Annotated in this window: 16 protein-coding genes; 6 read left to right on the plus strand and 10 right to left on the minus strand. The window is 70.0% G+C overall.

The genetic code is table 11. The features are described 5' to 3' along the window. Positions 1-39: 39 nt before the first annotated feature. Positions 40-1,362, plus strand: a complete 1,323-nt coding sequence (locus ABD747_RS04555) for a glycoside hydrolase family 3 N-terminal domain-containing protein (RefSeq protein ID WP_344801906.1) — start codon at positions 40-42, stop codon at positions 1,360-1,362. A gap of 19 nt (positions 1,363-1,381) precedes the next feature. Here the strand turns inward: ABD747_RS04555 and ABD747_RS04560 are convergent, their stop codons facing one another. From ABD747_RS04560 to pstS, 5 genes are all read right to left on the minus strand, one after another. Further along, positions 1,382-2,512, minus strand: coding sequence for a DUF2510 domain-containing protein (locus ABD747_RS04560; RefSeq protein ID WP_344801907.1), 1,131 nt, complete (start codon positions 2,510-2,512; stop codon positions 1,382-1,384). Between the two features lie 93 nt (positions 2,513-2,605). Continuing rightward, positions 2,606-3,382: a phosphate ABC transporter ATP-binding protein PstB gene (gene pstB, locus ABD747_RS04565; RefSeq protein ID WP_344801908.1), complete on the minus strand. Its 777-nt coding sequence runs from the start codon at positions 3,380-3,382 to the stop codon at positions 2,606-2,608. Then, entirely contained in the window at positions 3,382-4,290 is a 909-nt protein-coding gene (pstA, locus tag ABD747_RS04570) for a phosphate ABC transporter permease PstA (protein WP_344801909.1), read from the minus strand. Before pstA ends, pstB begins: the two co-directional genes overlap by 1 nt. Further along, the gene (pstC, locus tag ABD747_RS04575; protein ID WP_344802042.1) at positions 4,287-5,213 is read right to left on the minus strand and encodes a phosphate ABC transporter permease subunit PstC; all 927 of its coding nucleotides are present in this window, start codon (positions 5,211-5,213) and stop codon (positions 4,287-4,289) included. The genes pstA and pstC overlap by 4 nt, the downstream gene beginning before the upstream one ends. Positions 5,214-5,446: 233 nt before the next feature. Then, on the minus strand, positions 5,447-6,586 hold the full coding sequence (pstS, locus tag ABD747_RS04580; protein ID WP_344801910.1) for a phosphate ABC transporter substrate-binding protein PstS: 1,140 nt from the start codon (positions 6,584-6,586) through the stop codon (positions 5,447-5,449). Between the two features lie 221 nt (positions 6,587-6,807). Between pstS and argG the strand changes: the two genes are divergently transcribed. Further along, positions 6,808-8,229 carry an argininosuccinate synthase gene (gene argG / locus ABD747_RS04585; protein ID WP_425562480.1) on the plus strand — a complete coding sequence of 474 codons (1,422 nt, stop codon included), beginning with the start codon at positions 6,808-6,810 and terminating at the stop codon, positions 8,227-8,229. Between the two features lie 238 nt (positions 8,230-8,467). On the opposite strand, the gene ABD747_RS04590 is transcribed toward argG, so the two are convergent. Further along, entirely contained in the window at positions 8,468-8,974 is a 507-nt protein-coding gene (locus ABD747_RS04590) for a DUF421 domain-containing protein (protein WP_344801912.1), read from the minus strand. A gap of 217 nt (positions 8,975-9,191) precedes the next feature. Between ABD747_RS04590 and ABD747_RS04595 the strand changes: the two genes are divergently transcribed. Continuing rightward, positions 9,192-9,893, plus strand: a complete 702-nt coding sequence (locus ABD747_RS04595) for a DUF899 domain-containing protein (protein ID WP_344801913.1) — start codon at positions 9,192-9,194, stop codon at positions 9,891-9,893. Between the two features lie 143 nt (positions 9,894-10,036). On the opposite strand, the gene ABD747_RS04600 is transcribed toward ABD747_RS04595, so the two are convergent. From ABD747_RS04600 to ABD747_RS04615, 4 genes are all read right to left on the minus strand, one after another. Continuing rightward, entirely contained in the window at positions 10,037-10,963 is a 927-nt protein-coding gene (locus ABD747_RS04600; RefSeq protein ID WP_344801914.1) for an NUDIX hydrolase, read from the minus strand. 23 nt (positions 10,964-10,986) lie between these two features. Continuing rightward, positions 10,987-13,119, minus strand: a complete 2,133-nt coding sequence (locus ABD747_RS04605; protein ID WP_344801915.1) for an RNA degradosome polyphosphate kinase — start codon at positions 13,117-13,119, stop codon at positions 10,987-10,989. Positions 13,120-13,219: 100 nt separating this feature from the next. Further along, positions 13,220-14,107, minus strand: coding sequence for a mycothiol synthase (mshD, locus tag ABD747_RS04610; RefSeq protein ID WP_344801916.1), 888 nt, complete (start codon positions 14,105-14,107; stop codon positions 13,220-13,222). Between the two features lie 190 nt (positions 14,108-14,297). Then, positions 14,298-14,984, minus strand: a complete 687-nt coding sequence (locus tag ABD747_RS04615; RefSeq protein WP_344801917.1) for a winged helix-turn-helix transcriptional regulator — start codon at positions 14,982-14,984, stop codon at positions 14,298-14,300. 155 nt (positions 14,985-15,139) lie between these two features. On the opposite strand from ABD747_RS04615, the gene ABD747_RS04620 reads away from it, so the two are divergent. From ABD747_RS04620 to ABD747_RS04630, 3 genes are all read left to right on the plus strand, one after another. Beyond that, a complete protein-coding gene (locus ABD747_RS04620) occupies positions 15,140-15,394 on the plus strand; it encodes a MoaD/ThiS family protein (RefSeq protein ID WP_344801918.1) in 255 nt (84 codons plus the stop codon). A gap of 386 nt (positions 15,395-15,780) precedes the next feature. Continuing rightward, positions 15,781-16,629 (plus strand): sulfurtransferase, encoded by an 849-nt coding sequence (locus ABD747_RS04625; RefSeq protein WP_344801919.1) that lies wholly within the window; start codon positions 15,781-15,783, stop codon positions 16,627-16,629. Between the two features lie 42 nt (positions 16,630-16,671). Beyond that, the gene (locus tag ABD747_RS04630; RefSeq protein ID WP_344801920.1) at positions 16,672-16,968 is read left to right on the plus strand and encodes a DUF1416 domain-containing protein; all 297 of its coding nucleotides are present in this window, start codon (positions 16,672-16,674) and stop codon (positions 16,966-16,968) included. The last annotated feature ends 99 nt before the right edge of the window (positions 16,969-17,067 follow it).

Genomic DNA, 17,067 nt, shown 5'->3' on the forward strand with positions numbered 1-17,067 from the left:
CGATGGGGGACCCCCGCCCCCGATCGAACAGGTACGTCCGTGACGCTCTTCCGTCCGACGTCTCCGCGACCGGTACGTCCGCGGTTCCGCCGCCCGGCGGAGGGTGCGCCCCGGATTGCGGCGGCCGTGCTGGCCGGTCTGCTGCTGACGTCCTGCGGCACCCCCGGCGCGGGGCCCGGCGCACCGCCGAGTGCGCTCACCGGGCCGCCGACGAGCGCGCCGAGCTCGGCCGGCGCGCCGACCCAGGTCGGCCGAGTTCCCACCACCCCGCCACCCCCACCCTCGTCGGCGGTCGGATCGCCCTCGGCCACCGCGACCACGTCGCCCGCCTGCTCCGCGGTGGTCGCCCGGCTCAGCCTGCGCGAGCAGGTCGGGCAGCTGTTCATGGTGGGCGTGCCCACCAGCGGTCTCACCTCGGGCACCGCACGGACGCTGTCCCAGACCCGGGCCGGCAGCGTCATCCTGCTCGGCAACACCGGCGCCGGGTCGGCGGCAGTGGCCCGGCTGGTCAACGACGTCCGCGACGCCGGCCGCCGGCCGGAGGGCGTCCGTACCCTGCTGGCCGCCGATCAGGAGGGTGGCCTGGTCCAGCGGCTGAAGGGGGACGGTTTCGCCGACATGCCGTCGGCGCGGACCCAGGGCACCTGGTCGGCACAGCGGCTCCGCTCCTCGGCCGAGGACTGGGGCCGCGAGCTGCGCCGGGCCGGGATCGACGCCGACCTCGCGCCGGTCGCCGATGTCGTGCCTCGCCGGCTGCTCGCGGTGAACCAGCCCATCGGCGTGCTCCGGCGCGGCTTCAGCTCCGATCCCGCCGTGGTGGCGAGCCACAGCGCGGCCTTCGTCGAGGGGATGGACCGGGCCGGCGTGGCGACGGCGGTGAAGCACTTTCCCGGTCTCGGCGCCGTCCGCGGCAACACGGATCTGGTGACGCGAGTGGTGGATACCAGCACCGGCCGCCACGACGCCGACCTGGCCGGTTTCCGGTCGGCGGTACGGGCCGGCGTCGACATGGTGATGGTCTCGTCGGCGTACTACAGCCGGATCGACCCGGGCAGCCGGGCCGCCTACTCGCCGGTCGTGATCACGGGCATGATCCGCGGCGACCTCGACTTCACCGGGGTGGTGGTCTCCGACGACCTCGCCGCCCCGGGTGTCCGCGACCTCCGGCCCGGCAGCCGGGCGATCCGTTTCCTCGCCGCGGGCGGGGACCTGGTGATCGTCGGCGACCCGGGCCGGCTCGCGGCCATGTCCGACGCGGTTCGGGACAAGGCAGCCGCCGACGCGGCCTTCCGCACGCGGGTGGCCGAGTCCGCCCGGCGGGTGCTGGCGATGAAGGCGGGCCGCGGCCTCGCCGACTGCTGAGCGCCCGGTGAGAGGCCGATCAGCCCTCGACCCGCAACTCCTTCAGCACCTGGCGGGCGGTCGGCACCAGCTGCGGCGTGGTGTCCGGGATCGACGCGTAGTAGAGGCCGGAGCGGGCGCCGGCCGAGACGATGGCCACGATCAGCAGCTCACCCTTGGTGCGCAGGTTCTCGATGTCGAAGGTCAGGTGCGACTCGACCAACCAGCCCTCGTGTCCGTCGATGGTGGTGGCCTGGTTCACCCGGACGTCGCTGTTCACCGGGTTGTCGCCGTAGAACGTGCCCAGGATGCACTTCACCACGATCTGGGACCCCTGCTCGGGGGTGAAGAACCCGTCGCCGGCCTGCAGCTCGCCGACCAGGATCGAGGCGACCCAGTTGGCGTTGGGCTGGTAGTTCGGCTCGACCATCACCTCCTGCACCGCGACGTCACTGCCGAACGGCACCCGGTCCTCGGGCCGCGGAGCGTCCCACGGGTCGCCGAGCTCGGGATAGGACAGCGGACCGCCGTACACCCGGCCGTCGTTCGGATGCTGGATCGGGCTGGTGACCGACGTCTTCGGCGGGCACACCTCGCCGGTCGCCTCACCGCTCGAGCTGCCGCCCAGGGTGCCGCCGCCGATCGCGCGGATCGCGATCACCGCGACCACCACGATCACCACCAGCAGCGCGGCCGCGCCGATCCACCAGCCGACCGGGGTGCGTTTCTTGGTCTGCTGCTGGTAGTTCGCGTACGCACTGCTCGACTGGCCGGGATAGCCGCCGGTCTGCTGCCCGGATCCCGCCGACGGGTAGCCGCCCGGGGAGCTTCCGCCCGACCCGTACGAGCTCGACCCGTACGAGCCGGCCCCGTACGAGCCCGAGCCGTACGAGCCGGCCCCGTACGAGCCCGAACCGTACGATCCCGACCTGTACGAGCCCGACCCGGAGGAGCCGGAGCCGGAGGAGCCGCTGCCGTAGCCGGAGCCGTAGCCTCCGGCCTGGTAGGACTGGCTGCCGGCCGAGCCGGCCGAGCCGCCGCTCGGCACGCCGGACGGCGCGGGCGCGGCGGGGTTGGGGCTGGTCGCGGCGGACCAGGCCTTGCCGTCCCAGTAGCGGAACAGGCCGACCCCGCCTCCGGGATCGGGATACCACCCAGCCTTCGCACTCACGCCGCGAGTTTAGTTCGCCGAATCTGCGTGGGTCGGTTCCTGACGCGGTCGACTGACGCGCGAACGAGCGGGCCTGGAGCGCAGCGGAGTGAACTACCCGAACCGGCCGGTGATGTAGTCCTCGGTGGCCCGCTGCTCGGGGTTGGAGAAGATCTTCTCCGTCGACCCGATCTCGATCAGCCGGCCGGGCTTGCCCTGCGCGGCCAGGTTGAAGAAGGCCGTCTGATCGCTCACCCGGGCGGCCTGCTGCATGTTGTGGGTCACGATCACGACGGTGTACTGCTCCTTGAGCTCACCGATCAGGTCCTCGATCGCCAGGGTGGAGATCGGATCGAGGGCGGAGCACGGCTCGTCCATCAGCAGCACCTGCGGTTCGACGGCGATCGCCCGGGCGATGCAGAGCCGCTGCTGCTGGCCGCCGGACAGCCCGATGCCGGCCTTGCCCAGCCGGTCCTTGACCTCGTTCCACAGGTTCGCGCCGCGCAGCGACCGCTCCACCGCCTCGGCCAACACCTTCTTGTTCTTCACCCCGTTCAGCCGCAGCCCGGCCGCCACGTTGTCGAAGATCGACATCGACGGGAACGGGTTGGGTCGCTGGAAGACCATGCCGACCACCCGGCGGACGGCGACCGGGTCGACGCCGGGGCCGTACAGGTCGGTGCCGTCCAGGTCGATCGAGCCCCTGACGTAGGCGCCGGGAATCACCTCGTGCATCCGGTTGATGCTGCGGAGCAGGGTGGACTTGCCGCAGCCGGACGGCCCGATGAACGCGGTCACGGTCCTCGGCTCGACGATCATCGAGACGTCTTCGACGGCGTGGAAGCCGCCGTAGAAGATGTTCACGTCGCGGATCTCGATACGTTTGGCCATCACTTGTCCTTCAGCTTGCTGGCCCGGGCGATGCCGCGGGCGGCGAGGTTGAGCAACATCACGAATACGATCAGCGTCAGCGCAGCGCCCCAGACGCGTTCGTAGCCGGGCATGGTGACCGCCTGATCACGACCGGAGTTGATCATGGTCGGCAGCGCCGCCATGGTGTCGGAGAACGGGTTGAAGTTGATCCCCTGGGCGTACACCACCAGGATCAACAGCGGGGCGGTCTCGCCCATCACCCGGGCGACGCCGAGCACGACGCCGGTCGCGATGCCGCCGAAGGCGGTCGGCAGCACGATCCGGAGAATCGTCTTCCACTTCGGCACCCCGAGGGCGTACGAGGCCTCCCGCAGACTGTCCGGGACCAGCTTCAGCATCTCTTCGGTGGAGCGCAGCACCACCGGCAGCATCAGCAGCACCAGGGCGAAGGAGACCGCGATCGCCGAGCGGCCGAAGCCGAGCACGGTGATCAGCAGGGCATAGATGAACAGCGCGGCCACGATCGAGGGGACACCGCTCAGGATGTCCACCATGAAGCTGACCCCGCGGGCGATCTTGCTGCCCTTGGCGTACTCGATCAGGAAGATCGCGCCCAGTACGCCCAGCGGAACCGCGATCAAGGCGGTGATCCCGGAGATGATCAAGGTGCCGACGATCGCGTGGTAGGCGCCGCCGCCTTCGCGGCGCGCCGTGATGCCGCGCTGGCTCTCCAGCCACCAGGACGGCTCCAGCACCAGGTGCAGGCCCTTGCTGATCACCGTGATCAGCACCCAGACCAGCGGCACGATGGCGATCAGCGCGGCCACGGTGACCAGCACCGCCGCCAGGATGTTCTTGAACGTGCGGATTCCGCTCGGCCGGGCGAACTCGTTCTTGGAGTCACCACGGGTGATCAACGCCGTCATGACTTCACCCCCCGGTCGGCGATGGTCCGGGCGATCGCATTCACCACGAAGGTGATCACGAACAACACCAGGCCGGCCGCGATGTAGGCGCCGGTCTTGGACGGTGTGTCGAACTCGGACGCGGCGTTGGCGATCTTGCTGGCGAACGTCTCGCCGCCGGCGAAGACGGACGGGTTGAACGGCTCGCCGTCGGCCGGCGTCGACAAGATGATCATCACCGCGATGGTCTCGCCGAGGGCCCGGCCGAGGCCGAGCATCGAGGCGCTGACCACGCCGGAACGCCCGTACGGCAGGACCGCGGTCCGGATCATCTCCCACCGAGTGGCGCCCAGTGCCCAGGCGGCCTCGACGTGGTCGTGCGGGGTCTGCTCGAACACGTCTCGCGAGATCGCGGTGATGATCGGCAGGATCATGATGGCCAGCACGATCGAGGCGACGAAGACCGTGCCGCCGGAGCTGAGGCCGGGCGCGAACAGCGGGAACCAGCCCAGGTTCGTACTGAGCCAGTTCTGCGCCGGCAGCAGCAACGGGGCGAGCACGGTGATACCCCACAAGCCGAAGATGATCGACGGCACCGCGGCCAGCAGGTCCACCACGAAGGCCAGCGGCCGGGACAGCCGCTTCGGGATGTAGTTGGTGATGCACAGCGCGACGCCGATGGCGATCGGAACGGCGATCACCATCGCCACCACCGAGCTGAGCACCGTCGTCCACAGCAACCCGGCGATGCCGAACGCGAGAGTGTCGCCGGAGACCTGCCACTCGCGCGAGGTGAAGAAGTTCGCGGTGTTCCTGGCCAGGCTGGGTGCGGCGATGGCGATCAGGAACACGCCGACGAAGGCGACCAGTGCGACGATCAGGAAGCCCGCCGCGGCGGACATTCCCTTGAACGTCTTGTCCCCTCGCTGGCTGATCCGAGCCAGCTTGACCCCGCGCCGGCCCCCGCCGTCTGCGGTCTCCGGCCTGGTCTGCGTGCGCGGAGGCGGCGCGCTCACCCGAGGCACCGGTGGCGTGTTCACCGGCCCATGGTCCACCACCGGCGAGTCCGCTGCGGTCAGCGTGTCGGATCCGGCTTGACTCCGGCCCGCCTTGTTCTCGTCGGTCAACGACATCGCCGCCTCCCTCCTCTGCCCTGGGGCGACCTAGCGGCCGGCCGTCACTGGATGGCCTGGACCGACGCGGCGACCTTGCTCTGCAGCGACGACGGCAGCGGGGCGTAGCCGAGCTCGACGAGCTTGCCCTGAGTGTCGCTGGAGGAGAAGTAGGTCAGGAAGTCCTTCAGGACCGCGGTCTTCTCGGCGTCCAGACCCTTGCTGCAGACGATCTCGTAGGTGACCAGCAGCGCCGGATACGCCCCCGCCTCGGTGTCGGTGTACTTCAGGCTCAGCGCCAGGTCGTTGCCGCTGCCCTTCACCTCGGCGCCGGAGAGCGCCTTGCTGACCGAGTCGGCGGTCAGCTCGGTGGCGCCCTGACCGTTGTCCAGCTGGACGGTCGGCAGGTTGTTGTCCTTGGCGTAGCTCCACTCCATGTAGGAGATGGACCCGGGTGTGCCCTTCACGCCGTCCGCGACACCGGAGGACTTGTTCTTGCCCTCGCCGGTGCCCGCCCACTTCTTGCTCGGCTCGGCGGTCCAGGCGCCGTTGCCGGCAGCCTTGAGGAACTTCTCGACGTTCTCGGTGGTGCCGGACTCGTCGGAGCGGAAGAAGACCGAGATCTTGCTGCTCGGCAGGGTGGTGCCGGGGTTCAGCTTGGCGATCGCCGGGTCGTTCCAGGTGGTGATCTTGCCGGTGAAGATGTCCGACAGGACCTCCGGGGTGAGGATCAGCTTGTCCACACCCTCCAGGTTGTAGGCGAAGGCGATCGGGCCGACCACCATCGGCAGGTTCCAGGCCTGGTTGCCGCCGCAACGCTCCTTGGCCTTGTCGGCCTCGACCACACCGTCGACGGCGACCGTCTTCAGGGCCGAATCGGAGCCGGCGAAGTCCACCAGGCCGCCGTAGAAGGACTTGATGCCCGCACCGGAGCCGGTCGGGTTGTATTCGATGGTCGACTTGTTGCCGCAGGCGTCGCCGTAGTCGGCGATCACCTCCTGCATGGCGTTGGCCTGGGCGGTGGAGCCCTCGCCGGTCAGCTTGCCGGACGGGCAGGCCAGGCCGGACGCGCTGGCGCTCCCGTCGCCGGTGGTGGTCGTCGTGCCGGCCGGGTCGGAGCCGCAGGCGGCCAGACCGAAGGCGGCGAGCGAGACCGCGGCGGACGCGGCGACGAGCCGGCCGGCGACCAGACGGTTCGTGATCATGTGTGTCCTTATCGAGACGCGGAGGGCACCGCGTGCCCTCGGGGTGAGCGTGACGGGGCGCTGCGGATGACCGGGCCCCCGCCCTGACGAGGTGCAACGTACGGAGGGCAGGTGACCCGTCGGTCCGCCGACGGTTAACGCAAGGTGAACGGTGCGGTTCGGCTCGCGCGGCTGTCCACCGGATCACGCCAGGTTCGGCCAGATCGGCGACGCTCGATAGCGTGGGGGCCATGTCCAAGGTGGTGACCTCGCTCCCGGTCGGTGACCGGGTCGGTATCGCGTTCTCCGGCGGCCTCGACACCTCGGTCGCGGTGGCCTGGATGCGACACCACGGGGCGATCCCGTACGCGTACACCGCCGACCTCGGCCAGTACGACGAGCCGGACCTGGACAAGGTGCCCGAGCGTGCGTACCTGTACGGCGCGGAGAAGGCGCGGGTGGTGGACTGCCGGGCCGCGTTGGTGAACGAGGGCCTGGCCGCGCTGGCCTGTGGCGCTTTTCACATCCGCTCGGCCGGCCAGACGTACTTCAACACCACCCCGCTCGGCCGCGCGGTGACCGGCACCCTGCTGGTCCGGGCGATGATGGAGGACGGCGTCTCGATCTGGGGCGACGGGTCCACCTTCAAGGGCAACGACATCGAGCGGTTCTACCGCTACGGGCTGCTGGCCAACCCGGCGCTGCGGATCTACAAGCCGTGGCTGGACGAGCAGTTCGTCACCGAGCTCGGCGGCCGGACCGAGATGTCGGTATGGCTGACCGAGCATGACCTGCCCTACCGGGACTCGGTGGAGAAGGCGTACTCGACCGATGCGAACATCTGGGGCGCCACTCACGAGGCCAAGCAGCTGGAGCACCTGGACACCTCGATCGAGATCGTGGTGCCCATCATGGGCGTCGCGTTCTGGGACGATTCGGTCGCGATCGCGGCCGAGGACGTGACGATCGGGTTCGAGCAGGGTTGGCCGTGCACCATCAACGGGCGGACGTTCGACAACCAGGTCGACCTGGTCACCGAGGCCAACGCGATCGGCGGCCGGCACGGGCTCGGGATGAGCGACCAGATCGAGAACCGGATCATCGAGGCGAAGAGCCGCGGCATCTACGAGGCGCCGGGGATGGCGCTGCTCAGCATCGCCTACGAGCGGCTGGTGAACGCGATCCACAACGAGGACAGCATCGCGAACTACCACAACGAGGGGCGTCGGCTGGGCCGGCTGCTGTACGAGGGCCGCTGGTTCGACCCGCAGGCGCTGATGATCCGGGACGGGCTGCAGCGCTGGATCGGTGGCGCGGTCACCGGTGAGGTGACGCTGCGGCTGCGGCGCGGCCAGGACTACTCGATCCTGGACACCACCGGACCGTCGCTCAGCTATCACCCGGACCGGCTGTCGATGGAGCGCAGCGAGCATGCGGCGTTCGGCCCGACCGACCGGATCGGCCAGCTCACCATGCGCAACCTGGACATCGCCGACACCCGGACCAAGCTGGAGGGATATGCCGCCCGGGGCCAGCTCGCCTCCGGCGGCGGGCTGGTCGGCCAGCTGGAGCTGGAGAAGGCGAGCGTCGAGCCGCTCGAGGGCGACGCCCAGGGCGACCCGCTCAGCCTCGACCGGGCCGCGATGGAGTTCGGCGTCGACTGACCACCCCTACCCGACTTCGCGCCCGGCCCTGCCCGGACTTGTCAGGTTCTCAGCTCGCCATGGCTCGCCGAGAACCTGACAACTCCGTGGTGGTCCGCTTCGGCGGAGCAGAGTCGGCATCTTCGCCGACAACGCGCTGGTGGATCCGGACAGCTGGTACGGCGAGGACGAGGATCCGCTGACCCGCACCCTGTCCGGCGGGATCGCGGCCCGCTGAGGCGCCCTTTCTGTCCGTGTCTCAGCCGCCCGGGGCCGGGTGCCGGTCGTCGGGGCCGACGAAGGAGACCATGCCGCGCGACTCCAGGAGCTCGAGGTGTACGTCGGCGGGCGAGCGGTAGCCGGCCTGGCGCAGGACGGCGGCCAGGTCCTCGTGGCTCATCCCGCAGCGGGCCAGGTTCACCTCGTCGACCGTGCCGTCGTGGATCAGCACCCGCAGCGGTGGGTCGATGAACCGCTGGAACCCCGGGACCAGCCGCAGCCGGGTCACGCCGGCGTGCACGAGCAGCAGCGAGACCAGGGCGGCCGTGCCGGTCAGCCAGGACGCGTCGGAGGCGGTCGCCGTCCGTCCGACGATCGCACCCACGGCCACCGCGGCGACCCAGTCGAACGGCGCGAACTGCGCGATCGCCCGCCTCGTGGTCAGCCGGAACGCGATCACTGCCATCACGAACAAGGCGGCCGCCTTGATCGCGGCGTGTACCGCGGTGTGCCAGTCACCGATCAGATCGTGGATCAACTCGTTCATCGCGTCTGGCTCCTGTTGCAGTTCGTTTGGATCAGTCTGACCGGGCGATCCGTCACGGAAACTGTGCGCGTCTGGCAACGCTCGCCGGCGTGTCGCTGCGAGAGCCGCACAGTTTCCGGACACCGGGAGGGAGGGGGAGGGGGAGGCAGGGGGGAGGAGTGGGCAGGACGAGCGGCTGTCGCGATGAGTTCGCCCGGTTCGAGCAGTCAGAGCTGGTATGACGACGACAACCGAGTCTCCGGCCGGGGCGCTGCCACCGGTCGTCGATGCCGATGCCTGGCGGCGCGAGCTGGCCGAGCTGCGCAAGCGGGAGAAGGCCGCCACCCGCGAGCTGGACGCCATCGCGGCCCAGCGACGGCGGCTGCCGATGGTCGAGCTGCCCGACTACACCCTGGTGGGCGATGACGGTCCGGTCCGGCTGGTGGACGTGTTCGAGGGCAAGCACCAGCTGATCACGTACCACCACATGTGGTTCGACGACGCGGAGTGGCAGTGCGGCGGCTGCACCGGATACACCTCGCAGTTCACCCGGCTCGACTTCCTGGACGGCTACGACGCCCGGTTCGTGATCGTCACCCAGGGTCCGATCGATGAGGCGCTGGCCTACAAGGCGAAGGTCGGCAACACGATGACCTGGTATTCCACCGCTGACAGCCCGTTCGGCGCCGACGTCGACGCCCCGCCCGGCGGCGGCTTCGGGGTGAACGTCTTCCTCCGCGACGGTGACACGGTCTATCGCACCTGGCACACCAACGGCCGCGGCACCGAGCAGCTCAGCCACACCTTCCCACTGATCGACCTGCTCCCCTGGGGCCGGCAGGAGGAGTGGCAGGACTCACCGGACGGCTGGCCGAAGTCGGCGGCGTACGAGGGCTGGCTCGACTCTCCCGACGTCGCCCGGCTCTACGGCCCGCAGTAGCCGCGCCCGGGCCGCCGCTCACGGAACCCTCGGCGCCTCCCCCTCTCGGAAACTGTGCGGCTGTTGCAGCGACACGCCGGTCCGAGTTGCAACAGCTGCACAGTTTCCGGGGATGGGTGCGTCCGGAGCCAACCCAGCCCGGGTCAACCAATCGGCCGGTGCCGCTCGATGGCGTGCACCTCGCCGCGGACGCTCAGGTGGGCCACCACGAACTCGCCGGTGGCGAGCTGGAGCGGCGCCATGTCGAGGGCGGCGAGGATGTGCGGCAGCACCGGCCGGTGGATGCAGATCGCGGTCGGCTCGCCGCTGGAGAGTGCCACCTGGCGGATGGCCTGAATGGTCTTGCGGACGCCCTTGGGGTCGTCCGCGCCCTCCTCCTCGGTCAGCTGGGGATGCTGCTCGCAGACGAGCTTGTGGCTCTCCGCGTACGGCAGCATGGTGCTGACGCAGCGGGCCGAGGTCGAGGTGACCAGCCGGGTGATTCCGTACGCGTCCAGCATCGGCACCAGCTTCTTGGACTGGCTGCGGCCGCGGCTGGCCAGCGGGCGAGCGCTGTCCTTCTTGCTCCAGTCCTTGCGATCCATCGCCTTGCCGTGCCGGACCAGGATCAACGGCGTGGTCGGCGGCTGCTCCAGGAACTGCTCCAGCAGGAAGTGGTCGTGGGCGTACGTCAGCCGGCCCAGCGCCGCCCGGATCGGCAGCCAGGAGACGACGTCGACCTCCGCGTCCGGCGCCCGGCGGACCGCGCTGAGCATCGTCCCCGCCCAGTAGTCGACCTGCTTGATGCCGGCCTTCGGGACCTCGTACCGGATGGTGTCCAGCGGGACCCCGAGCCGGATCCGGACCCCGGTCTCCTCCTCGACTTCGCGGACGGCCGCGGCGGGGATGCTCTCGCCGGCGTGGACCTTGCCCTTCGGCAGGGTCCAGTCGTCGTACCGCTTGCGATGGATGATCACGACCTCACGGCCACGGACCGGGTGTTGACGGGTGACCACCGCCCCGCCGGCGAGGGTCGGTCTCCCGGTCGTCCCGACCGAGCGGCGGGTGCTGGAGCGCTGCACGGTGGTCATCGCGGTGATTTCTCGTTCGCGGTCTACTTGGCCCGGCGTCGACTCTTGACGTTGATCAGGTGCTCCTGCATGTCCATCAGGGGCTTCCCCTCCTCGTCGGTGGTGAACGGGATCCAGGTCCCGTCGGGCTGCAGCTTCCACGAAGCGGTCTTCGGGTCGAAGGCGACCTCGAACAGGTCGGAGATCTCGGCGACATGCGCCGGGTTGGTGATCGACGCCAGCACCTCGACCCGCCGGTCGAGGTTGCGGTGCATCAAGTCCGCGGAACCGATGCCCACCGACGCCGCGCCGCCGTTGGCGAACCAGAACAGCCGGCTGTGCTCCAGGAACCGGCCGAGGATGCTGCGGACCCGGATGTTCTCGCTCAGCCCCGGCGCGCCCGGCCGGATGGTGCAGATCCCGCGCACCCACAGGTCGACCTTCACCCCCGCCTGCGAGGCGCGGTAGAGGGCGTCGGTGACCGCCTCGTCGACGAGGGAGTTGACCTTGATCCGGATCCCCGACGGCAGCCCGTCCTCGTGGTTGGCGATCTCGTTGTTGATCCGGTCGATCAGCCCGGTCCGGATCCCGTGCGGTGCCACCAGCAGGCGCTTGTACGAGGTCTCCTGCGACATCCCGGACAGGTGGTTGAACAGCCGGCCGATGTCCTCGGTGATGATCGGGTTGGCGGTCAGCAGGCCCATGTCCTCATACATCCGGGCCGTCTTGGGGTTGTAGTTCCCGGTGCCGACGTGGGCGTAGCGGCGCAGCCCGTCCGGCTCGTCGCGGACCACCATCGACAGCTTGCAGTGGGTCTTCAGGCCCAGCAGGCCGTAGACCACGTGACAGCCGTGCTGCTCCAGCCGGCGGGCCCAGGCGATGTTGGCCTGCTCGTCGAAGCGGGCCTTGATCTCGACCAGGGCCAGCACCTGCTTGCCGGCCTCGGCCGCCTCGATCAGGGCATCGATGATGGGTGAGTCGCCGGACGTCCGGTACAGGGTCTGCTTGATCGCCAGCACCTGCGGATCGTCGGCGGCCTGCTCGATGAAGCGCTGGACGCTGGTGGCGAAGCTGTCGTAGGGATGGTGCAGCAGCACGTCGCGCTGCTTGAGGGCGGCGAACATGTCCGCCGGCTTCGCGGTCTCGACCTCGGCCAGGTGTGGATGGGTCGAGGGCAGGAAGGCCGGATACTTCAGCTCGGCCCGGTCCAGGTCGGCCAGCGAGAAGAGCCCCCGCAGGTCCAGCGGGCCGGGCAGCAGGAAGACCTCCTTCTCGCTGATGTCCAGCTCCGAGACCAGCAGCTCCAGCATCTTCGGGTCGATGTCGTCCTCGACCTCCAGCCGGACCGGCGGCCGGCCGACCTTGCGCCGCAGCAGCTCGCGCTCCAGCGCGACCAGCAGGTTCTCGGCGTCGTCCTCCTCGACCTCCAGGTCCTCGTTGCGGGTGACCCGGAAGACGTGGTGCTGGACCACCTGCATGCCGGTGAACAGCTGCCCGAGGTGCTGGGCGATGACGTCCTCCAGCGGCACGAACCGGCCCTCGGTCAGCGGGATGAATCGCGGCAACACGCTCGGCACCTTGACCCGGGCGAACTGCCGGATGCCGGTGTCGGGGTTGCGGACCAGCACGGCCAGGTTGATGGACAGCCCGGAGATGTACGGGAACGGGTGCGACGGGTCCACCGCGAGCGGCGTGAGCACCGGGAAGATCCGCTCCGCGAACAGGTCGTCCAGCCGCGCCTTCTCCGCCGCGGTCAGCTGCTCCCAGCGGAGGATCTCGATGCCCTGCTCGGCCATCTCGGGCCGGATCTCGTCGGCGAAGACGCGGGACACGTCGGCCACCAGTTCACGGGTCCGGTTGAGGATCGCGCTGTGCACCTCGCGCGGCATCAGGCCGGACACGGTCGGCACCGCGACCCCGGCGGCGATCCGGCGCTTCAGGCCGGCGACGCGGACCATGAAGAACTCGTCCAGGTTGGAGGAGAAGATCGCCAGGAAGCGGGCCCGCTCCAGCAGCGGCACGCGTAGCCGGTCCTTGGCCAGGTCGAGCACCCGGTTGTTGAACGCCAGCCAGGACAGCTCGCGGTCCAGGAAGCGGTCGGCCGGCAACTCCGAGCGGGGTGCAGTGTCCTCGTCGAGCTCTGCGGCCACCCCTGCGGTGACATCGAGTGAATCCATCAACTCTCCTGGGCTGGGTCCGGTCCGAAATCCTAGTGAACCGAGGCGAACGGGCGCGGTGCGCGTCGCGGACCGACCTCGAGCCGGTGCGGGCAGGGGCTCATCCGCGGGTCCGATACAGCACATCACGGCTGCGCTCGCGGAAGCCGGCGCCGGCGTACAGGCCGATGGCGGTGCGGTGGTCGCTCTCGACGTACAGCTTCACCTCGGTGTTGCCCTGCGAGCGCAGGTATCGCAGGCCGGCGGCGAGCAGTGCCTTGCCGACCCCGCCTCCGCCGGCGTCCGGGTCGACCCCGATCACGTACACCTCGCCGAGCCGGTCGGGGTGCTGCTTGGTCCAGTGGAAGCCGATCAGGCGGCCCCCGCGCTCGGCGAGCAGGAACCCCGCGGGGTCGAACCACGGCTCGGCCATCCGCTCGGCGAGGTCGGCCCGGGTGATCCGGCCCTGCTCGGGGTGGTGGGCGAACGCACGCGCGTTGACCGCGAGCCAGGCATCCTCGTCCTGACCGGTCCGGAACGACCGGATGGTGACCCCGGCCGGCGGCTCGGCGACCGGCAGGTCGTCGTCCAGCGGCCGGGTCATGATCGACAGCCCGCGCACCCGGTCGAGACCGGCCCGCGCGGCCAGCGCCGCCGCAGCCGCGGAGTCGCCCATCGCCCACAGCTGGAGCCGCCCGCCGGACAGGACCAGCGACCGGTCCAGCAGTGCGCGCCCGACGCCGCGGCGGCGAGCGGCGGGCGAGACCACCAGCTGGCCGGTGGCGAGACCGTCTTGATCCTGTTGCAGCTGGGCATAGCCGACCAGCTGGTCGTCGGTCCGGGCCAGCAGATGGCGTACGTCCGGCCGCGGCCGGCGCAGCGCCAGCATCGCGGCCTCGTTCAGCGGAAAGGTCCCGTCGGCCGACGCCGCCGCCGCGGCGAGCTGCTCCACCCACTCGCGCCCGGCGCCGACGTCCTCGACGATCTCGATCATGATCGCGGCGGGCATGCCGCTCACGCTAGCCCATCCGCGGCGTGGCCCATGCCGGCCGCCCGCGCCGTACCGCGCGGCCCGGTGACGCCCGGCACCAGGCCTCCCGGAAACTGTGCGCATCTCGCAGCGACACGCCGACCGCGTCTGCAACAGCCGCACAGTTTCCGGTCGGGGGGAGGGCCACGGGGACCGGGTCGGGACGGAGTCAGACGCGGGCGGAGGCCTCTTCGGTCGGGGTGACGAAGCGGTAGCCGACGTTGCGCACCGTGCCGATCATCGACTCGTACTCGGGTCCGAGCTTGGCCCGCAGCCGGCGGACGTGGACGTCGACCGTGCGGGTGCCGCCGTAGTAGTCATAGCCCCAGACGTCGCTCAGCAGCTGCTGCCGGCTGAAGACGCGGCCGGGATGCTGGGCGAGATACTTCAGCAGCTCGAACTCGGTATAGGTCAGGTCCAGCTGCTGCCCGTTGAGGCGGGCGGAGTAGCCGGCCTCGTCGATCACGATGTTCCCGCTCTGGATCAGCGGCTCGACCCCGGAGGAGGTGGCCGGACTCATCGCCAGCCGGATCCGGACGTCCACCTCGGCCGGGCCGGCCGAGGTCAGCAGCAGGTCGTCGAAGCCCCAGTCCGCCGACAGCGCAGCCAGCCCGCCCTCGCTGACGATGACCAGCAGCGGCGACTCTTTGCCGGTGGTCTCGATCAGCCGGCACAGCGACCGGGCGCCGACCAGATCGCGGCGAGCGTCGAGCAGGATCACGTCGGCCGAGGGCGCGTCGAGCAGGGCGGTCGCCTCCGCCTGCGCGACCTTGACCTGGTGGGGGAGCAGTTCGAGAGCGGGCAGGATCTCCGAGGAGGCGTGCATATCGTTGGTCAGCAACAGCAAGGTGGCCATGGCGGTCTCCTTCGCGCATGATCGAGTCAGGCCCCGACCACCGCCCCAGCCGCCTTCTCACCGGAGGCGGTCTGCCGGGATGACAACGGTGTCCGCATCACAACGGGCCCCGATGTGATGTCCGGAAGACTAGGTGATTTCCTGAGAGTTATCCAATGACGACAATCACGTTGCAGTTTTGGGCCGGCGCTCGCGCCGCGGCCGGCGTAGCCCGCGAGGAGTGGGCCGCCGGCTCGGTCGGCGAGGCGCTGGACCTCGCCCGCGCGGCCCGGGCGGATCCGCGATTCGACCGTGTGGTGGCGATGTGCTCGATCCTGATCGACGGGACCGTGGCCAAGCCGGACGACCTGGCCCGACCCCGAACCGAGCCCGTGCTGGCAGAGGTGCTGCCGCCCTTCGCCGGCGGCTGACGCCGCGCCGCGGCCGCGGGTGTGCCGAACCTCACCGCGAGCGTCTCGCATCGTGGACGGGATTATCACAAAGTGAGACGGGCGCTTTGTGACGATCAGGTTGCGGCCTAGGGTGTCACCCGTGATCGCGACGGATCGGTGGGCTCCGCTCACCCGCTGCCTGGCTGTGGACCACGGCCGGATGCGCTCGTCGTTGTGTCTGTCGTCGCGAATGTAGTGGCGTCCGCCGCGCCCGAAGCGGGCCGCGCCGGGGTCACCCGCCGACATCGGCGGACGACACCGGCTGGTGCCGCGAAGCGCCGGTGTGACGCCGGAGCCCAACCCTCATCCCATCAGGGCTTGCGCCGACCACGGCCGGGCCCGTCACCCACAGGAGACAGCACCGCATGAGCAGGCAAGACGTACTGGTCGACGCCGACTGGGTCGCCGAGCACGCCGCCGACGAGAACGTGGTTCTCGTGGAGGTCGACGAAGACACCACCGCCTACGACGGCGGACACATCGAGGGCGCGATCAAGCTGGACTGGAAGAAGGACCTCCAGGACCCGATCCGCCGCGACTTCGTCAACAAGGAGCAGTTCGAGAAGCTGCTCTCCGAGCGTGGCGTCGGCAACGACGACACCGTCGTGCTGTACGGCGGCAACAACAACTGGTTCGCGGCGTACGCGTACTGGTACTTCAAGCTGTACGGCCACGAGAACGCGCTGCTGCTCGACGGCGGCCGCAAGAAGTGGGAGCTGGACGCGCGCCCGCTGAGCAGCGAGACCGTGACCCGGCCGGCCACCAGCTACACCGCCCAGGAGCCCGATCTGGCCATCCGCGCCTTCCGCGACGAGGTGATCGCCTCGATCGGCGCGCAGGCGCTGGTCGACGTCCGCAGCCCCGACGAGTACGCCGGCCGGCTGCTCGCCCCGGCCCACCTGCCGCAGGAGCAGGCCCAGCGCGGCGGCCACGTGCCGACGGCGATCAGCGTGCCGTGGAGCAAGGCGGCCAACGACGACGGCACGTTCAAGGCCGACGACGACCTGACCACGCTCTACAGCGAGGCCGGCCTCAACTGGGACAACGACATCATCGCCTACTGCCGGATCGGCGAGCGCAGCGCGCACACCTGGTTCGTGCTGCACGAGATCCTCGACCGGCCGAACGTGAAGAACTACGACGGGTCCTGGACCGAGTACGGCTCGCTGGTCGGCGTGCCGGTCGCGATCGGCGACGAGCCCGGCGAGGCCTGAGCCCTCCTCCCCGGGGATCCCCCACAGCAACAAGGAGTCATCATGTGCGGTGCAACTACCGGTGGTCTGAGCGTTCAGGGCATCGATGTCACCAAGGAAGCAGTCATCCAGGGCCGCGTGCTGCGCGGCGGCGAACCGGTCTCGAGCGCGTACGTCCGGCTGCTCGACTCGACCGGCGAGTTCACCGCCGAGGTGCCCACCTCGGCGACGGGCCACTTCCGGTTCTTCGCCGGCGACGGGTCGTGGACGCTGCGCACCCTCGCTCCGGGCGCCAGCGTCGACCGCTCGGTCGAGGCCGCCCGCGGCAAGGTGGTCGAGCTCGACATCGAACTCGCCTGAACACCGCGAGTTGTCAGCATGTCAACACGCCCGAGCGTGCTGACATGCTGACAACTGCGGGGGGTGGGGCCGCGCGGGCGCTGGTTCTACAGTGGGGTG

The organism is Microlunatus ginsengisoli, assembly GCF_039537205.1.
In the GTDB taxonomy this organism is placed as follows: Bacteria; Actinomycetota; Actinomycetes; order Propionibacteriales; family Propionibacteriaceae; genus Microlunatus; species Microlunatus ginsengisoli.